Origin of the sequence: Algoriphagus namhaensis (genome assembly GCF_042649705.1) — a bacterium.
Taxonomy (GTDB): domain Bacteria; phylum Bacteroidota; class Bacteroidia; order Cytophagales; family Cyclobacteriaceae; genus Algoriphagus; species Algoriphagus namhaensis.
Genome location: NZ_JBHRZS010000007.1, coordinates 2,028,235 through 2,046,047, shown reverse-complemented (window position 1 = coordinate 2,046,047; position 17,813 = coordinate 2,028,235). Strand labels below are relative to the sequence as shown.

General features: G+C 41.7%; 16 protein-coding genes and 1 rRNA gene. 13 read left to right on the top strand and 4 right to left on the bottom strand.

The genetic code is table 11. From position 1 onward, the window contains the following. The 10 genes from rrf to ACFOSV_RS17140 all read left to right on the top strand — a co-directional run. Positions 1-80 (top strand): 5S ribosomal RNA (gene rrf, locus ACFOSV_RS17185); the annotation flags it as partial. Positions 81-408: 328 nt separating this feature from the next. Beyond that, complete coding sequence (locus ACFOSV_RS17180) at positions 409-1,035, top strand: hypothetical protein (RefSeq protein ID WP_377907287.1); 627 nt, start codon at positions 409-411, stop codon at positions 1,033-1,035. Positions 1,036-1,105: 70 nt separating this feature from the next. Continuing rightward, complete coding sequence (locus tag ACFOSV_RS17175; RefSeq protein WP_377907286.1) at positions 1,106-3,535, top strand: heavy metal translocating P-type ATPase; 2,430 nt, start codon at positions 1,106-1,108, stop codon at positions 3,533-3,535. Then, the gene (gene ccoS, locus ACFOSV_RS17170; protein ID WP_377907285.1) at positions 3,535-3,726 is read left to right on the top strand and encodes a cbb3-type cytochrome oxidase assembly protein CcoS; all 192 of its coding nucleotides are present in this window, start codon (positions 3,535-3,537) and stop codon (positions 3,724-3,726) included. The genes ACFOSV_RS17175 and ccoS overlap by 1 nt, the downstream gene beginning before the upstream one ends. After that, on the top strand, positions 3,719-5,851 hold the full coding sequence (gene ccoN, locus ACFOSV_RS17165) for a cytochrome-c oxidase, cbb3-type subunit I (RefSeq protein ID WP_377907284.1): 2,133 nt from the start codon (positions 3,719-3,721) through the stop codon (positions 5,849-5,851). Before ccoS ends, ccoN begins: the two co-directional genes overlap by 8 nt. An 11-nt stretch (positions 5,852-5,862) precedes the next feature. Continuing rightward, positions 5,863-6,045 (top strand): cbb3-type cytochrome c oxidase subunit 3, encoded by a 183-nt coding sequence (locus ACFOSV_RS17160; RefSeq protein WP_377907283.1) that lies wholly within the window; start codon positions 5,863-5,865, stop codon positions 6,043-6,045. Further along, the gene (locus ACFOSV_RS17155) at positions 6,042-6,962 is read left to right on the top strand and encodes a cytochrome c (RefSeq protein ID WP_377907282.1); all 921 of its coding nucleotides are present in this window, start codon (positions 6,042-6,044) and stop codon (positions 6,960-6,962) included. Before ACFOSV_RS17160 ends, ACFOSV_RS17155 begins: the two co-directional genes overlap by 4 nt. A gap of 47 nt (positions 6,963-7,009) precedes the next feature. Continuing rightward, positions 7,010-8,431 carry a cytochrome c oxidase accessory protein CcoG gene (gene ccoG / locus ACFOSV_RS17150; RefSeq protein ID WP_377907281.1) on the top strand — a complete coding sequence of 474 codons (1,422 nt, stop codon included), beginning with the start codon at positions 7,010-7,012 and terminating at the stop codon, positions 8,429-8,431. 12 nt (positions 8,432-8,443) lie between these two features. After that, on the top strand, positions 8,444-8,869 hold the full coding sequence (locus ACFOSV_RS17145) for a FixH family protein (protein WP_377907280.1): 426 nt from the start codon (positions 8,444-8,446) through the stop codon (positions 8,867-8,869). 1 nt (position 8,870) lies between these two features. Further along, positions 8,871-9,569: a sulfite exporter TauE/SafE family protein gene (locus ACFOSV_RS17140; protein ID WP_377907279.1), complete on the top strand. Its 699-nt coding sequence runs from the start codon at positions 8,871-8,873 to the stop codon at positions 9,567-9,569. A 2-nt stretch (positions 9,570-9,571) separates the two neighbouring features. Here ACFOSV_RS17140 and hemN read toward each other — a convergent pair whose 3' ends face one another. Further along, a complete protein-coding gene (hemN, locus tag ACFOSV_RS17135; protein WP_377907278.1) occupies positions 9,572-10,939 on the bottom strand; it encodes an oxygen-independent coproporphyrinogen III oxidase in 1,368 nt (455 codons plus the stop codon). Between the two features lie 148 nt (positions 10,940-11,087). Here hemN and ACFOSV_RS17130 point away from each other — a divergent pair, with 148 nt between their 5' ends. Continuing rightward, positions 11,088-12,167 (top strand): alkane 1-monooxygenase, encoded by a 1,080-nt coding sequence (locus ACFOSV_RS17130; RefSeq protein WP_377907277.1) that lies wholly within the window; start codon positions 11,088-11,090, stop codon positions 12,165-12,167. Here ACFOSV_RS17130 and ACFOSV_RS17125 read toward each other — a convergent pair. From ACFOSV_RS17125 to ACFOSV_RS17115, 3 genes are read right to left on the bottom strand one after another with little or no spacing between them, the layout of a single operon-like run. Further along, the gene (locus ACFOSV_RS17125; protein WP_377907276.1) at positions 12,159-13,202 is read right to left on the bottom strand and encodes a vWA domain-containing protein; all 1,044 of its coding nucleotides are present in this window, start codon (positions 13,200-13,202) and stop codon (positions 12,159-12,161) included. The two genes, ACFOSV_RS17130 and ACFOSV_RS17125, sit on opposite strands and share 9 nt — an antisense overlap. After that, positions 13,186-14,079: a hypothetical protein gene (locus ACFOSV_RS17120; protein WP_377907275.1), complete on the bottom strand. Its 894-nt coding sequence runs from the start codon at positions 14,077-14,079 to the stop codon at positions 13,186-13,188. Before ACFOSV_RS17120 ends, ACFOSV_RS17125 begins: the two co-directional genes overlap by 17 nt. Beyond that, on the bottom strand, positions 14,072-14,950 hold the full coding sequence (locus tag ACFOSV_RS17115; RefSeq protein ID WP_377907274.1) for a DUF58 domain-containing protein: 879 nt from the start codon (positions 14,948-14,950) through the stop codon (positions 14,072-14,074). The genes ACFOSV_RS17120 and ACFOSV_RS17115 overlap by 8 nt, the downstream gene beginning before the upstream one ends. A 107-nt stretch (positions 14,951-15,057) precedes the next feature. Between ACFOSV_RS17115 and ACFOSV_RS17110 the strand changes: the two genes are divergently transcribed. Further along, complete coding sequence (locus ACFOSV_RS17110; protein ID WP_377907273.1) at positions 15,058-15,411, top strand: DUF4296 domain-containing protein; 354 nt, start codon at positions 15,058-15,060, stop codon at positions 15,409-15,411. Then, positions 15,408-17,792, top strand: a complete 2,385-nt coding sequence (locus ACFOSV_RS17105) for an endonuclease MutS2 (protein WP_377907272.1) — start codon at positions 15,408-15,410, stop codon at positions 17,790-17,792. The genes ACFOSV_RS17110 and ACFOSV_RS17105 overlap by 4 nt, the downstream gene beginning before the upstream one ends. Positions 17,793-17,813 lie beyond the last annotated feature (21 nt).

The window sequence follows — 17,813 nt, the reverse complement described above, 5'->3', positions numbered from 1 at the left end:
CCCATCCCGAACAGAGAAGTTAAGCCCTGCAGCGCCGATGGTACTGGGGTTACACCTGGGAGAGTAGGTCGCCGCCACATTATTTAAAAGCCAGCTATCTAGCTGGCTTTTTTGCGTTTCAGACTTTTTGACAAAACAAACTAGATCCTCCAAAGCACAAACCTAAATACTAAATGGAGGTGTCCAAGATCAATTACCGCCTTTTGGTTTACTCAATTCGACATTTTTATGCTAAAGGGCTCTGCTTTTCCCCTTGTTTGGAGTTCATATTTGTTCGTTCCCTAAGTTTGAACTAGATAATACCTTTTCATAAATTTTTTCAGAATATGATTTTTATCATATCCAACGGTAGCTTTGGTCAACCATGCCCTTAGGACTTCGAATTAGTTTTGAAGAAATAAGTTTTCCATGGAGGTTAAGTCTGATTACGTAGCACAGTTTGAATTGCCAGAAGAAATTCTCAATGAGAGCTATTGCTCCGTTCTCGAATCAACTTTCAAACCGGGTAGTAATCGAAATAAAGACTGTCAGCACGGGGATGAGCCTAGTTTGATTACGGTTGATCTATACAAAACGCTTGACTGGCTTCATGGTCATAGTTTACCGAAACCTTTAGAAAAGGAAGTCTGTCAAATCCCGGTTTTGCTTCATGTAAAGGATTTTTCTACAGAGCACTTGCTTTTGCATTATGATGGAACACAACAATCTTCCATGGTTATAAAGAATTTCATCAAGCTTTTTGGGAACCTAATCACAAAATCAAGAGCAACAATAATCTCTCCTTCTTTTATTCCAAAATCAAAAATCAAGGAAGAACAGGAAATCATTCAATTGGTATCGAAGGCAACCCATGAAACGAGCTTTATCAAATTTAATTTTTTAAGAATTGGTGATTTCTGGTCCTATGCCGTTAAGCGAAACTGTACCCTTTTGGTAACAACCAAGAACTATCAGGCAGACCTTGCTAAGGTTTTATTTCATTTCTATAAAGGTGAAATATGGAGTGATCGTCTCTCATTTTACCTAACTGTGTAAGTCATAAGATTAGCTGATTTTCATCATGTTTTTCGCACCATTTCCCTGATAGTTTTATAGTAAGAATTAAATGAGTACTCCCCATCCAAATATCGTCAAAGAGCAATGCTTTCACTGCGGTGAAGATTGTGAAAATGAAGCAATTCGGTTTGATGATAAGGCTTTTTGTTGTCAGGGATGTAAGCTAGTCTATGAGGTTTTGGCCGAAAATGAACTTTGTGCTTACTACGATATAGAATCATTTCCAGGGGAAAGTCAAAAGGCAAAAAATTCAAGATCCAATCGTTTCGACTATTTGGAGGATGAAAACATTCAGCAGAAATTACTGGATTTCAAAAATTCAGAGGAAAGTCACTACACTTTTTACATTCCATTGATCCATTGTGCATCATGTATTTGGTTGCTTGAAAATTTAAATCAAATCCATACAGGTGTAATCGGGAGTCGAGTTGACTTAGTGAAAAAAAAGGTTCAGATCCGTATCGCTCATGAAAAGATCACCTTAAAAGAATTGGTACAATTACTTTCCAGCTTAGGATATGAGCCTAAAATAAACCTTTCCGATTTGGATGGTAAGCAGAAGCCAAAGGCTGATAGAAAGACCATCAATAGGCTGGCAGTAGCTGGATTTTGCTTTGGAAATATGATGCTATTTAGCCTTCCTGAATATTTTTCTGAAAGGGAATTACTTGGGGAAGGTTTTCAAGGCTTGTTCAATTATTTGAATGTCCTTCTTTCCTTACCTATAGTCTTTTATGCGGCTAATGACTACTACCTATCCGCATGGAATTCCTTAAAGAGAAAGCAGATCAATATGGACGTACCTATTGTCATGGGGATTATTGCCTTATTTCTTTACTCTCTTTGGCAAATCTTTATCCATCAGCAAGCTGGATATATGGATAGCCTAGGAGGGCTTCTGTTCTTCTTGTTATTAGGAAAAATCTACCAACAAAAGACCTTCGCCACCTTGGAGTTTGATCGTGACTATAAGGCTTATTTCCCAATTTCTGTTACCCGCCTCAATAAAGATCAGGAGGAAGTAATCGTCCTTACGAAGTTGGAAGTAGGCGATGTGCTTTTGGTTAGGGATGAAGAGTTGGTACCGGCAGATTGTATTTTGCTTTCAGATGAGGCCTACATTGATTACAGCTTCGTCACTGGAGAAGAAGTTCCAGTGAAAGTTAAAAAAGGGGAGTTGATCTATGCTGGTGGTAGACAGAGGGGGGAGAAAATCATGCTTACTGTTCAAAAATCTCCTTCTCAAGGGTATTTGACCGATCTATGGAACAATGAGTCTTTCGAAAAGGATAAGGCCGAAGGTTTAGTCCCTCTTTCAAATAAAATCAGTGCAGTCTTTACCTGGACTGTTCTAGGAATTGCTATTTCAGCGCTGGCATTTTGGGCATTTACAGATTTGAGTATTGGAGTTAAGGCTTTTACCTCGGTATTGATTGTAGCCTGTCCTTGTGCCTTAGCGATGTCCACTCCATTTACTTTGGGAAATACACTTCGAATATTTGGACGGAATAAGTTCTATCTAAAGAACACCCAAGTTATCGAGCGGATTGCTGATATCAATGCTGTTGTTTTTGATAAAACCGGAACACTCACTGACACGGCAAATGCATCGGTTACCTTCCATGGAGCAGAACTATCTCAGAAAAGCAAAAGTATCCTAAAAGCACTCGTTGAGCATTCTACTCACCCGTTGAGTAATCGAATCAATCAATGGTTGGGTGCTTTTGAGTCAGAAAAACTAGATAACCTAAAAGAAATCAAAGGGGCTGGACTTCAAGCGGCCTATTTGGGTCAAGATGTAAAATTAGGTTCGGTGGATTTCACCAATTCTGAATTAAAAAATCCAATCGAAAGTGGGAATATAGTTTGCTTTAGTGTTGAAAATCAATTGATAGGATTTTTTGAAATTCAATCCGGGCTTAGGGCAGATTCGAGTGATGTGGTTCGTGAATTAGCTCCGGGTAATGAGCTTCATCTACTTTCTGGAGATCATTCGCATGAATTAAGGACCCTTTCTGCCAAACTTCCTGAAATCAAAGAATATCGATTCGATCAGAGTCCAAAAAATAAGCTGGAGTATCTCCAACAACTCAAAGGGACCGGAGCCAAGACTATGATGATCGGGGATGGATTGAACGATTCAGGAGCACTCCATATGAGTGACGTAGGTGTTGCGATCACTGATCAGGTGAGCCATTTCTCCCCTGCGAGTGATGGAATATTGGATGCTCAGGCTTTTGGTCAAATTCCAAAATTTTTAGCCTTTGCCAAATCTACTCAACGAGTGATCAAAGCAAGTTTTGGACTAAGTATCGCATACAACGTCATAGGAATCACATTCGCTGTTCAAGGGCTTTTGAGTCCAGTATTCTGCGCGATTTTGATGCCTCTAAGTAGTATTTCAGTCGTGGTATTCACGACTTTATCCACCAATATCCTAGCCTATCGGCATGGGTTACTCACTTTAAGCAAAAACTAATGGAAGTAATATTTCTATTGATAGCGATAAGTATGGTGCTGGCAGTGAGCTTTCTGTTTTTGTTTTTCAAAGCAAACAAAGATGGTCAGTTTGATGACAGCCATACACCTGCGATTCGCATTTTATTCGAGAACCAACACAAAAAAGAAAGTAAAAAAGATCAACCAACAAAACCTAAGTCCTATGAATGATACTACGCTGGAGAGGTTCCATTACGACAATAAAATTGTCAAGTACTTTGGAGCAGCCACTCTCATTTGGGGCCTTGTCGGCATGCTGGTGGGGTTAATAGCCGCCACACAGTTGTTTTTGCCTGAGGCCAATCTGGGAAACCCCTACACTACTTTTGGTAGGATTCGTCCCTTGCACACCAATGCGGTAATTTTCGCATTTGTGGGTAACGCCATCTTCGCTGGAGTGTATTACTCCATGCCCAGATTGCTGAAAACCCCGATGTTTAGCAAAGCCTTGAGCTGGTTCCACTTCTGGGGATGGCAATTAATCATTTTGGCAGCGGCGATTACGCTTCCTTTGGGCCTTACCACTTCTAAGGAATACGCGGAGCTGGAATGGCCTATTGATATTGCGATCGCTCTTGTATGGGTAGCCTTTGGAGCTAACATGATCGGGTCCCTCGTCAAAAGAAGAGAGCGACACATGTATGTGGCCATTTGGTTTTACCTGGCTTCGTTTATCACTGTGGCAGTGCTTCACATTGTTAATTCGCTCGCGCTGCCAGTGGGTTTATTCAAAAGTTACTCTGCTTATGCAGGCGTACAAGACGCCTTGGTGCAGTGGTGGTATGGACATAATGCGGTTGCATTTTTCTTGACCACTCCATTTCTAGGTTTGATGTACTATTTCTTGCCAAAAGCTGCAAATAGACCTGTTTATTCTTATAAATTATCCATCGTTCACTTCTGGGCACTCATCTTTATTTACATGTGGGCTGGTCCTCACCACTTGCTTTATACCTCACTTCCTGAGTGGGCGCAAGTATTGGGTGTGGCCTTCTCTGTGATGTTGATTGCACCTTCTTGGGGTGGCATGGTCAATGGTCTTTTGACCTTAAGAGGAGCTTGGGACAAGGTACGGACAGATCCTGTTTTGAAATTCATGGTTGTGGCGATCACAGCCTATGGTATGGCGACATTTGAAGGTCCTATGCTGTCCTTGAAAAATGTCAATGCCATTGCACACTACACGGATTGGATTGTAGGTCACGTACACATTGGAGGTTTGGGTTGGAATGGATTTTTGACCTTTGGTATGTTATACTGGCTATGGCCTAAAATGTGGAAGACCAAAATCTATTCGACTAAACTGGCAAATACTCACTTCTGGTTAGGAACGCTTGGAATTATTTTTTATGCACTGCCACTTTATGTTGCTGCTTTGACTCAATTCTTCATGTTGAGAGAATTTGACGAGATGGGAAGACTTTCTTATGGTAACTTCCTTGAGACTGTAGTTGAGATTGTACCGATGTACATGCTTCGTGCAGTAGGTGGATTACTTTACTTGAGTGGTGCTGTGATCATGGGTTATAATATGATCAAAACTGCCCAGCAAGGTGAATTCCAAGCGACAGAGGAAGATTCTGCACCAGCTTTGGCCAAAAATTACAATCCAAAAGGAGAATTTTGGCATCGTGCATGGGAGAGAAAGCCTGTCTTTTTCACTGTATTAGCCACTATCGCCATCTTGATCGGAGGAGCAATCGAAATCATCCCTACTATTTTGGTGAAATCAAATGTCCCAACTATCAGCTCAGTGAAGCCTTACACTCCTTTAGAATTGGAGGGTAGAGACTTGTACATAGAAAATGGTTGTGTGGGTTGTCACTCTCAGATGATTCGACCATTCAGATTTGAAACTGAACGCTATGGAGAATATTCTAAGGCGGGTGAGTTTGTCTATGATCGACCATTCCTTTGGGGATCCAAACGAACTGGTCCGGATCTTCATAGAGAAGGAGGGAAATATCCAGATAGCTGGCATTATTTCCACATGACTGACCCAAGGAGTATGTCTCCGGGATCCTTAATGCCTCCTTATCCTTGGATGGCTACCAACGAGAATGACTATTCGGATCTTCCTGCAAAAATCAGGACGCTTCAAAGTCTAGGTGTTCCTTATCCAGAAGGATTTGATCAAGAAGCGACTGCAGATCTTGAAGCTCAAGCGCATAAGGTAGTTGCGAATCTGAAAGATGCTGGAATCGAGGTCATGCCAAATACGGAAATAGTGGCATTGATCGCTTACTTGCAGAGATTAGGAACGGATATCAAAGCCCCAACGGCTGAAAGCAACTAACCACGACTGTCATGTATAAAGAAGTATTAAGATCAATCGATAATATAGAAATCTACCCAGCGATTTCTTTGGTCATCTTTGTGGCCTTCTTCCTGGGTATGGTGATATGGGTACTAAGAGTGCCTAAAAGCTATGTCAAACATATGGAGAGTCTTCCTTTTGAGGAAGACGAACCCTTAAATCCAACGCCATGAAGAAGAAAATAACTGCAATATGTGCCCTTTTGGGGCTACTAAGTACGGGTGCTATGGCCCAAGAGGAATCTACCTCAGCACTTGCTTCCATGGACCCTAATCAGCTAACTCTATTGATTATCCTAGGGGTAGTTTTGGGCGTGATTTTGCTCTTGCTAATTCTGATGATTTACCTAATGTCATTTATGGCTACGGTTTTGAAGAAAGAAAATCCTGCCCTTGCAGATGAACCTTCTTGGTGGGAGACTTTTAAAGAGCGCTTTGTAACAGGTAAAGTGGATGAAGCCTATGGTAAAGATGAAAAAGCCAAATTAATGGCTGATCACTCCTACGATGGGATCCATGAGTTGGATAATTTCATGCCTCCATGGCTTCAATATGTATTTCTTGGTACTGCGGTATTTGCAGTGTTCTATTTTGTTAACTATTCTGTTTTGGGAATAGGCAAAACAGGCATTGAAGAATACGAAGAGGAACTAAGGCTAGAAGCCATCGCTGCCGAAGAGCGGCAAGCCAATATGCTTGCAAGTATTGATGAGACCACCGTAGTATTCGATGAGTCCTCAGCTGCACTTGCCGGTGGCAAGAGTATTTTCGAAGGGAACTGTGCTGCCTGCCATGCTCAAGATGGGGGTGGTGGAGTAGGACCGAACCTTACTGATGACTATTGGATTCATGGTGGATCTATTTCCGATATTTTCTCTGTAGTGAAGTACGGAGTAGTAGAAAAGGGAATGGTTCCTTGGGAAGACCAGTTGAGCCCTGAAGAGATTCAGCAGGTTTCAAGCTACATCTTCACAATGCGTGGAACTACACCAGCTGCTCCGAAGGAAGCCCAAGGTGAATTATACACCGAGGCAGCTCCTGTCGAGGTTGAGGTAGTCGAAGCTGATAGCACAGCAACTGCAACTAATTAAATTCTTATTGCCGGAGATCACGATCTCCGGCAATAAAATTACCAACCATGGCAAAGAAAAATCCACATTTGAATCCGGAGTCTTTTAGAGATGCCTTGGCTACCGTCCGTGAAGACGGAAAAAGAAATTGGGTTTATCCCAAAAAGGTTTCTGGAATTTTTTATAAGTATAGAACCTACGTTTCGTGGCTCCTTCTGGCTATTTTATTCGCGGGGCCTTTTATCCGAATTGACGGTAGGCCATATATGCTCTTCAATATTTTCGAGAGAAAATTTATCATTTTTGGAGCGCCATTTTGGCCACAGGATACCCATTTACTCGTGTTTTTGCTCCTAATTTTTTTCGTCTTTATCATTCTATTCACTGTCGTATTTGGACGTGTCTGGTGTGGATGGGCTTGTCCTCAGACACTTTTTATGGAAATGGTATTCCGAAAAATAGAATACTTGATCGAAGGAGATGCGAACCAACAGCGCGCCTTGAATGAGGGTCCTTGGACTACAGAAAAAATGCTCAAAAAGGGATCGAAGATTGTAATCTTTGGAATCTTTTCTCTTTTGATTGGGCACTTAGTGATGGCCTATCTTATTGGGATAGATCAAGTGAAAGAGATTGTTACTCAACCGCCCACGGCTAATATGGCTGGATTCATCGGACTGATTGCTTTCTCAGGAATATTTATGTTTGTCTTCACCTGGTTTCGTGAGCAAGCCTGTTTGGTAGTATGTCCTTATGGAAGGCTCCAAGGAGTGTTGCTGGACAATAACTCCATCAACGTCATGTATGATTATGTCCGAGGTGAGCCTAGAGGTCCTATTAGAAAGACAAAAGTAGAAACGGCTACTGCCTTGGGAGATTGTGTGGATTGTAATCTCTGTGTTCAAGTTTGTCCTACCGGAATTGACATCCGAAATGGTGTCCAAATGGAATGCGTCAATTGCACAGCTTGTATAGATGCTTGTGATGATGTGATGGTCAAAGTGGATCGTCCAAAGGGCTTGATCCGGTACGCATCTGAAAATAGTATTCAGGAAGGATTTCAAAAACTAATCACGGGTAGAGTCAAAGGCTATATGGTGATCTTGAGCATATTGGTCGTAGCGTTTGTGTCCTTGATCGTCACGCGTGATGTACTTCAAGGAACGGTTACTCGTTTTCCAGGAATGACCTATCAGGAGCGAGATGATGGATTAGTTTCCAACTTGTATGATATTACTTTGATCAACAAGACATTTGAACCTCAGCGAGTATCCTTGGTGCCTTTGGCAGATGGAATGAGCTTGGAAATCATTGGGGAAAAGGAATGGGTATTGGAGCCACAGTCAAAGTTTGAAGGCCGCTTTTTTCTGTTAAGGGATCAAAGCAAGGTGAGCGTCAGCCAAGAAAATGTCAAAATTGCTTTGATGCATGACGGCGAAGAAATTGATAAAATTAGCACAAGTTTTATGGCTCCATTGAGTCAGAAATAAACAAACAAGAATATGAATTGGGGACATGGAATAGTATTGGCGATTATTGGTTTTGTCGTAGTGATCATGACAATGGTGGTGATATCAGTACGAATGACTGGTATTGAACTAGTGACTGAAGATTATTACGAGAAAGAGATCGATTATCAATCTCAAATAGACCGAGAAACTTCTGCCAATAGGCTAGATCGAGAGGTAATTAGCTTCAATGCTCAGGAGAAAGTTTTGCTTTTTGACCTTCCAAAGGGTACAAATGCCCAGCTCGAGCTATTTCGGCCTTCAGATGAGACATTGGATCAAAAACTAGATTTCAGCGTTTCCTCCGAGCAAAAAATGAGCGTTCCAATCGATCAGCTGAAACCTGGCTATTGGAGAGTCCAATTGCATTGGGTAGAAGATGGGAAGGAGTTTTACGAGGAAAAGAAAATCAATCTTTAATATGCTCTGGACGGCCGTCGTATTAGGTTTTTTAGGTTCATTCCACTGTATTGGAATGTGCGGACCTATTGCCATGGCTGTTGGTGGCTCTTCTAATCAGACCTTTATTGCTAAAAAAATACTTTATAATTTCGGTCGGGCCATTACCTATGCTGGTTTAGGACTATTGGTAGGAGGGCTGGGTTTTTCGCTTTCTTTGGCCGGAGTACAGCAGGGAGTGTCCATAGGGATGGGAGTTTTGATTGTGGTCTTTTCTCTGAGTTATAAGAAAGCTGATAAATATCTAACCGTCCCTGCTTTATCTTCATTGGTTGCTTGGGTAAAGGGAAACTTGGGTAATCAGCTTAAAGCTGGAAGTGCTCAAGCCTTTTTATTCACCGGTTTGCTCAATGGTCTCCTGCCTTGCGGGATGGTCTATATGGCATTGGTAGCGGCTCTTGGACTTCAAAGCCCTTGGATGGGTGCCACGTACATGTTTTTCTTCGGGATGGGTACTATTCCAATGCTCTTGGTTTTGATGTTTTCGGGCAATCTACTTTCGGTAACCATGCGGATGAAGTTTCAACGTGCCATTCCTTATGTAGGACTGGTGATTGGTGTTCTCTTCATTTTTAGGGGACTAGGCTTGGGGATTCAAGGTAGCCCAAAGCTAATTCACGATTATGGAAGTGAAAAAATAGAAATCACCATGTGTAACTAATCCTAAATGGATTTACTAAACTGAACAGTGACTTCCTTCCTTTCAAGCATTTTTAGATCGAACTGGAAGCAGATATTTCGAATGAAAGCGATTCCTGGCTCTAAGATCACCAGCTGATTCTCTTTTCGTATAAGTAATCCTTCTTGCTCCATTTCCTCTAGGTTTCTGCGATTCAAAGAAGGAAGTTCATCCCAGATTTTTGCTGGAATCTCGGCTTCATGCCTGCAGATTAAGTCTAAAATCAAATCTCTTGTCAAAAGATCCAATTCACTATTTCGATGATTTCTTTGTATGATGTTTTCAGCAGAAGCGATTTGTTGATTGTACGTCTTGTGATTTTTTTCATTTTGGGCATAGCCCAAATAGACATCACTGATGCTGCTCGCTCCTAGACCAATCATGATTTTACCTGGAGAAAGTGTGTAGCCCATGAAATTCCTATGAAGAGTACCCATATCTTTTGCAAGACAAAGTGGGTCATGTGGAAGTGCAAAATGGTCCATTCCCACCTCCTCATATCCAAAGTCTTTCAAGAGAGACTTCCCAAATTCGTAAAGCTTGCGCTTTTCTGTTTCCTTGGGTAAAAAGGATTCAAAACTCTTTTGAGCTTTAAAAACTGAAGGTAAATGGGCATAGCTATAGAATGCGATTCGATCAGGAAGAAGCTCTTTCACTTTTCCAAAGGTCGCCTGAAGTGTTTCTTGTGTCTGATGTGGCAACCCATAAATCAGGTCAAAATTGATAGAGGTAAAGCCGAGATTTCTGGCGGCTTCGGTTACCTCGGCCACTTTTTCGAAAGGCTGAATCCGGTGTATGGCCTCCTGAACTTTTGGGTCAAAATCCTGGATTCCGAAACTCACCCGATCAAACCCCAAGGATTTCAATACTCTCAAATGTTCAGAAGTGGTATTGTTTGGATGCCCTTCGAAGCTAAATTCCTTCGCGGGGTCAATTTCACATGATTCTAAAATTGTACCCAGTACTTTTTGGAGTGCTTCTGGAGAAAAGAAGCTAGGTGTGCCTCCTCCTAGATGGAGACTTTTGATTCTAGGTTTTTCACCGAAAGTCTTGAGATAACCTTTCCATTCCTTGAGCAGACTATCGCTGTAAGTTTGCTCTACCTCATGATTACGGGTGATGTACTTGTTACACCCACAATAGGTACAGAGACTCTCGCAGAATGGAAAATGGATGTATAAAGCTATGCCATCTTCCTTGCCGTAGAGTTGAAATGCTTGATGGACCAAAGAATGCCAATCATCCCCTTTCATCTGATTTTCCCAGAAGGGAACAGTGGGATAGGAGGTATATCTTGGAACAGGAAGGTTATACTTTTGAATCAGTTTTTCTTGGGCTACCATAGCTTTCATTTGCTCAAAATTGCTAGTTTAGTCTGGCTAAAACCCTGCGAAGTATAAGTACTAAAACTGATAAAAGTCATGGATAAATCGAGCATGCCTATCCTGGTTAGAATACTTAGTATATTTCCTGAAGTTTGTATAAAAAGGAATGTTTGGAATGAAGAAAATAGGATTCTTTAGTGCGCTGATTTTACCCATTTTATTGATTTGGGGATATTACCTGGGAGGGGCTGGGCACTGGTTTATTCATCTTTTTGTTTTCGGACTTGTCCCCTTGATGGACTTTATTTTGAGTACCGACAAAAGAAATGTTCCGAAGGGAGAGATAAGTGAACAGACCAAAGCATTTTTTTATCGATTTGTAACCTATTTCTGGGTTTATGTGCAATTGGGAGTCCTAGGATGGGCATTTTATATTGTTGCCATGGCAGACTTGAGTTGGATAGAGTGGATTTCTCTGACCACAGGAACCGCTTTAGTCACTGGTGGAATAGGTATTACGGTAGCTCATGAGTTGGGTCATAAAAACACGAAAATCGAGCAGTTTTATGCAAAGGTTTTGTTGATGACCGTGTGTTACATGCATTTCATTATCGAGCACAATCGAGGCCATCACGTGCGAGTAGCTACACCTGACGATCCAGCGACTAGTCGCTTTGGAGAAACATTCTATTCTTTTTGGTATCGGTCCGTGACTGGAGGTTATACAAGTGCTTGGGAAATCGAAAAGGATCGACTCACGAAAAAGGGTATATCGGTTTGGTCGATGAAGAATGAAATGGTTTGGTTTGCTCTGTTGCCGATTTTTTTCATCAGCCTAGTCACCCTCTTATTGTCCCAAATGCAGGGGTATTTCGTTTGGCAAGTACCCGTATTTTTTTTGGTTCAAAGTGTTTTAGGTTTTAGCCTGCTTGAGATGGTGAACTATTTAGAACACTATGGAATGGAACGAAAAAAACTTCCTTCAGGCTTCTATGAGCGAGTCACTCCTTTACACTCTTGGAATGCGAGTCATATCGTGAGTAATTTCCTGCTTTTTCAGCTGCAGCGTCACTCAGACCACCATGCTTCCGCGCATAAGCGATACCAAGTTTTGGATCATGTTGAAGAAAGTCCCCAACTTCCTGCGGGCTATTCGGCCATGATTTTGGTTGCCTTGATTCCTCCGCTTTGGTTTAATTTGATGAATCCGAGATTGCAATCTTGGAAGGAAAAAACCTTTTCCGAATCAGTCTAAAAGGAAATTGTTTAGGAAAGTACTTTTCAGTGCAAGCCAGGCGAAAAAAGCCAACATAGCCCAGAAAAGATAGACTCGATAATAGTCTGAAGTCTCCTTGTAGCGATTTTCTTCAATTTCAGCTTTTTCCAGTGTATCGATTCGATCGAAAATACTTTCGAGCGCATTACCGTCAGAGGCTCTAAAAAATTCGCCATTGCCGATTTTTGCAATTTCCCGAAGGGTGGATTCATCTAAGTAGCTTTCCACCATTTGAGGTCTACCAAAGAAGTCCGTACCATAGGGTACCATTCCGTCTTTGCCAACGGCGATCGTATAGATTTTTATTTCTAATGCTGATGCCAGATTTGCTGCAAAAAGTGGGTCTACATTTCCTGCATTACTTTCTCCATCACTAAGTAAAATAAGGACCTTAGAAACAGATTCGGACTCTTTCATACGGTTGGTTGCAGATGCAATTGCAGAGCCAATAGCCGTACCTTTCGCCTCCATCATGTCAAACGAAATCTCCTGAATAAGATCTGTAAGAAGCTCATAATCATTAGTTAGTGGGGCAAGGGAGTATGCCTCTCCAGCAAAAACAACCATACCAATTCGGTCACCAAATCGTCCATTTATAAAGTCAATAGCTGTGTTTTTTGCTGCTTCTAGTCGATTAGGCTTGAAGTCTTGTAAGTCCATTGACTCAGAGATATCCATCACCAACATGATGTCGATTCCCTCTGTAAATTGCTCTACGCGCTCATTGCTTCGCTGCGGTCTAGCTAAAGCAATGATGATGAGAATCAAACTCAAAAAGAAAAAAAACGTCGGGATAAAACGAAGAAGGATCCAAGGGTTGGTCTGTCTCACTTGCTTGGGCAAGGAGAGCTCCAAAACGGGGTTTTTGAGAAATTTCACAAACTTGCGGATCACCATCAAGAGGGGGATCAGCCAAAGTAAGTTTAAGGCCCAAAAGTTCGCCCATTCGTAACCTTGAAAGGTCTCAGGTAAAAACCAGGCCCAGCTGAAGAATTCGTTAAACTGCTCGCTCATTCTTTATCTTGGTTACTTTTTCCTGGTACGTTTTTCTTGCCACCTCTAGCAGATAGTCTGTGGATTCTTGACTTGCCGGCGTATGTCCGGCATATATGATCATGTCTATCCCTCGCAAAGCTTCAAAGACTTTTTTATCATCCATCTTGGTACTAATCTCACTCGAAGTCCATTCTTGATAGGGCTTCTTGGTCAGGCGCTCCATGTACCACTTCCAATGTCCGACTATTTCATCTGCTAGGTCAATACTCGGTTGACTGGATAGCAATGCAGTTTTGGATATCCACCTTTTTTCAAATTTCTTCCATCTTCTTTTTTCACTTCGCTCGGCAATAAATTTGCGTATGCGATCTCCAAAGAGCAAGTAAAGAATAACTAGGACGGCTAGTACTGCTCCTGCCCAGAGCCCAACGATAATCCAATTGATTTCTTTCGCAAGAGGCTGATAGACGTTGTTTTCTTTGAATTGAAGCTGCTCAGGAATGCTATCTATGGTTAGCTTGAGTTTGAGCTCCGCCTCCAGCGGAAAATGCGGAATACTGTCAAAGGGTAAAATCTCATAGACGGGTAAGGCTACGAAAATGCTTGGGTCCAAAGAAAAATTGGACATAAAATATACTGCACTATCCGAGGTGATTCCATCGACTGTATAGGAGCCAAACACTTGCTTTTCGAGGAGGACTTGATCTCCGTAGCCATAAGATGAATCGGGGAAGAGCACTTGATAAGTGTCTGGGTATTGAGCCTTCAAAACATAGCCTACGCGTTCACCCAGCATGGCCGAATCTTGGAGGAAATATCCTTCTACATTCACTTGCTGTGCGGAAACAATAAATGGAAGGAAAAGCAGAAATAGTGCGGTAAGTAGTTTAGCCACGTTTCATGCTTTTATTTCTGAATTTAAACATTTCGATCAGGGGAAGGACGATATCCTGGGTGGTATCGATAGACAGATAGTTGATCTGATTCTTCTTACAAATGGTTTTCAACCGATCTCTTTCCGTAGTAAAGGTTTCCGTGATCTTATTTGAAAAGCTCCCAAAGGCAGTATTGACCCAAGTGGTTTTTCCTTTTTCTTTGTCAAAGACCGGAATAATTCCCAGTGAAGGTAAAGCCGATTCGCGTGGATCAGTGAGCTGAATGGCAACTAGATCATGCTTTTCTGCCAAGGCTTTGAATGGGCGCTCGTAGTTTTCATCAATGAAATCAGAGATTACTATAATGATACTCCTCTTTTTGATCAAGTTCAATGAAAAGGTAAACATGGCATTGAGGTCTGTTTTGAGTGATTTGTTTTCATGCTCAAAAATTCCACGAAGCATTTTCACACCTTGCTTCATCCCCTTTCCTGGGAGAACCAACTTTTCTTTTTGATCAGAGAAACTAATCAGTCCCACTTGACTTCCTTCAAAAATACCGGCCAAGGTGAGTACTCCTGAAATGATTTTACCCTGATCGATCTTTTTATTTCCAACTTCGCCTATGTCTTGACTTCCACTGATATCTAGAAGGAAGTACACGCATTGGTCTTTATCCTCACGAAAGGTCTTCACAAAGGTACCATGACCTTTGGCAGAAACTTTCCACTCGATGGTTCGTATGTCATCTCCGTATTGATAAGGTCGGAGATCGTCAAATTCAAGGCCTGCGCCCTTAAAAATGGACTGATAATCACCCTGGAGATGGTTATTGGCCACCTTTCGGATCATTATTTCGTATTTTCTAAGTTTGCTAAATAGTTGATTCATTCAGTATTGAATTTGACTGCGTAAGTTAAAGAGGTCAGGTCAATTTTAAAATTGTACTTATAGATACGGTAGAAAGAATTTCAGTTAAAAAAGCCTAATTTTGACCTGTGAGAAAACTCCTGTCTATCGCATTCCTATTAATTTTTGTAGCTGCTTGCCGAAATTCAGATAAACCTGACTACGTAATTTCTGAGGATCAGCTGGTTACTATTTTGGTAGATATTCATATCACCGAAGGAATTGCTAGTTCTTTGCCCATTCCTTACGATTCCTCGCAAGTTGTATATTCTTTGCTAGAAAAAGAGGTTTTTGAAAAACATGAAGTGTCAGATTCAGTTTTCACTCAGAGTTTGCTTTTTTACCTGAAAGATCCACAGTTGATGGATGAGGTGTATGGAAGAGTCGTGGACTCTTTGTCAAAAAAACAAACCATTCAAGCCGCAGAACAGCAGATTAAATGATTTACCCGAGTTCGATCGAACAAAAAATAAACTTTGTCAAAATTCAGGCTCTGTTGAAAGAGCTATGTAACTCCCCCCTAGGGCAGAGTTATGTCGATAAATTAGCCTTTTCGTCTAATTATGATTTGGTCAATAAACTTTTAGACCAGACCAAGGAGTTTACCCAAATCATCACAAGTGGAGAGAATTTTCCCAGTTCCAATTTCACCGATCTTACCCCATATCTAGAAAAGGCCAAGCTAGAAGGTGCCTATCTGGACGAGGAAGAATTTCATCAGGTTAAACTTTCTCTTTTTACCCTGAAAGGCTGTATTGGTTTTTTCCAAAAATTCCCTGACAAATACCCCGTCTTAGCTGATTTGCTAGGCTTACTTTTAGATTTGGACCTTAAACTTCTCAAGGAAATTGACAATGTGATCGATGAAAAAGGGAAGTTGAAGAATAATGCGTCACGGGAGCTCCAATTGATCCGAAATCAAATAATCTACGAAGAAGGGCGGCTTCGGAAGATTATGGAGCGAATTTTTAAGGAAGCTCGGGCCAAAGGGTTAACCCCTGATGATTCGGCGATTACTATTCGTGGAGGGCGATTGGTTATCCCGGTTTTGGCAGAAAATAAGCGGAAACTTAGAGGGTTTATCCACGATGAATCGTCTACGGGACAGACGGTATTTATGGAGCCCGAAGAAGCCCTCGATATCAACAATGAAATTCGCGATCTGGAGTACATGGAGCGGAGAGAGGTGATCCGAATTCTTACTGCCCTGACCAATGAACTTCGTCCCTCCATTCCTGCATTGAGAAAGGCGACAAACTATCTTGGTTTGATGGACTTCATTCGGGCCAAAGCAAAATTCGCTATTAAAGTGAATGCTAGCCGTCCCGAACTTTTACGTACTAGGCAACTTAAGTTTATCAAAGCAAGGCATCCAATTCTTGAGTTGGCGCTGCAATCTCAAGGGAAATCAATTGTACCCCTTGATATCGAATTGGCCGGAAACCAAAGGCTTCTTGTGATTTCTGGGCCAAATGCTGGTGGTAAATCTGTTTCGCTGAAAACAGTGGCACTATTACAATACATGCTGCAGTGCGGATTGATGGTACCGGTTGATGAAAATTCCAAAAGCAGTCTTTTCAACAACTTTTTCATTGATATTGGAGACGAACAAAACTTGGAAAATGACTTAAGTACGTACAGCTCACACTTGATGAGTATGAAGCACTTTACGAATTTTTCCGATAAAAAAACGATCCTGTTTATTGATGAGTTTGGAACTGGAACTGAGCCACAATTTGGCGGTGCCATTGCAGAATCTATTTTGCTTTCGCTCAATCAGGCAGGGGCTTTTGGTGTGATCACTACGCATTATGGGAACTTGAAGCAAATCGCTGATAAGCATCCTGGTATGATCAATGGCGCCATGCGCTATGACGTAAAGAAGTTGGAACCAATGTACCAGCTAGAGATAGGAAAACCAGGCTCTTCTTTTGCGCTCGAGATCGCGACGAAGATTGGGATTCGTAAAGAAATTATCCAGGTGGCCAAGGAGAAGATAGGTGATAAACGTGTCCAGTATGATCGTCTTTTGACCCAACTGGAAAACGAGAAAAATGACTACGCGAAGCTTTTGAAGGAGGTCACAGCGAAGGAGAAATTACTCAAGGTCAGACTTCAGGAATACAATGAGCTGAAGGAAACCCTAGAAAACACAAAAAAACGATATCTGCAGGAGGCCAAACAAGAAGCTAAACATCTGCTGGACCAAGCTAATCGAAGGATAGAAAGTACCATTCGCGAAATTAAAGAGCAGAAGGCAGAGAAGGAAAGTACCAAGAAAGTACGTCAGGAGCTTGAAGACTTCAAAAAAACGGTCAAACCAACCAAGACTATTACAAAATCAGAAAAAGTTCAGGTGATAGGTGGGGCTATTTCAGTAGATGACTGGGTGAGAATCAAGGATAACGGCACAGTGGGGCAAGTGATGTCATTGAGTGCCAAGGAGGCGGAGGTTTCCATAGGAGATTTGAAGTCCACGGTCAAACTCAATCGACTCGAACGGATATCAAAGACTGAGGTCAAGAAGGAAAAAAAGGCAATTGCTGCAGGAAAGGGAGGAAGCAGGCTGAGTATTATGGATTTTTCCCCGAGCCTAGATCTTCGCGGCAAAAGAAGTGAAGAGGTGATTCAATTGATCGAAAGCTTCATTGACAAGGGATTTATGCACGGAATTCAGGACTTGCGAATCGTCCATGGTAAGGGAAATGGTGTTCTTCGTGACATTACTCGTAATCTCCTGCGACAGATGAAAAATGTAGAGCAAATCCAAGATGAACATGCTGATCGTGGAGGAGCTGGAGTTACCCTCGTAAAGCTCAAATAAAAAAGGAGCCTTGCGAGCTCC

What these genes read in the sequence shown, in the direction of transcription:
- ccoN (WP_377907284.1), top strand. Translation starts at nt 3,719, where the DNA reads ATGAATGATACTACGCTGGAGAGGTTCCATTACGACAATAAAATTGTC.
- ccoS (WP_377907285.1), top strand. Translation starts at nt 3,535, where the DNA reads ATGGAAGTAATATTTCTATTGATAGCGATAAGTATGGTGCTGGCAGTG.
- ccoG (WP_377907281.1), top strand. Translation starts at nt 7,010, where the DNA reads ATGGCAAAGAAAAATCCACATTTGAATCCGGAGTCTTTTAGAGATGCC.
- ACFOSV_RS17105 (WP_377907272.1), top strand. Translation starts at nt 15,408, where the DNA reads ATGATTTACCCGAGTTCGATCGAACAAAAAATAAACTTTGTCAAAATT.
- ACFOSV_RS17140 (WP_377907279.1), top strand. Translation starts at nt 8,871, where the DNA reads ATGCTCTGGACGGCCGTCGTATTAGGTTTTTTAGGTTCATTCCACTGT.
- ACFOSV_RS17125 (WP_377907276.1), bottom strand. Translation starts at nt 13,202, where the DNA reads ATGAGCGAGCAGTTTAACGAATTCTTCAGCTGGGCCTGGTTTTTACCT.
- ACFOSV_RS17115 (WP_377907274.1), bottom strand. Translation starts at nt 14,950, where the DNA reads ATGAATCAACTATTTAGCAAACTTAGAAAATACGAAATAATGATCCGA.
- ACFOSV_RS17155 (WP_377907282.1), top strand. Translation starts at nt 6,042, where the DNA reads ATGAAGAAGAAAATAACTGCAATATGTGCCCTTTTGGGGCTACTAAGT.
- ACFOSV_RS17130 (WP_377907277.1), top strand. Translation starts at nt 11,088, where the DNA reads ATGAAGAAAATAGGATTCTTTAGTGCGCTGATTTTACCCATTTTATTG.
- ACFOSV_RS17180 (WP_377907287.1), top strand. Translation starts at nt 409, where the DNA reads ATGGAGGTTAAGTCTGATTACGTAGCACAGTTTGAATTGCCAGAAGAA.
- ACFOSV_RS17175 (WP_377907286.1), top strand. Translation starts at nt 1,106, where the DNA reads ATGAGTACTCCCCATCCAAATATCGTCAAAGAGCAATGCTTTCACTGC.
- hemN (WP_377907278.1), bottom strand. Translation starts at nt 10,939, where the DNA reads ATGAAAGCTATGGTAGCCCAAGAAAAACTGATTCAAAAGTATAACCTT.
- ACFOSV_RS17160 (WP_377907283.1), top strand. Translation starts at nt 5,863, where the DNA reads ATGTATAAAGAAGTATTAAGATCAATCGATAATATAGAAATCTACCCA.
- ACFOSV_RS17145 (WP_377907280.1), top strand. Translation starts at nt 8,444, where the DNA reads ATGAATTGGGGACATGGAATAGTATTGGCGATTATTGGTTTTGTCGTA.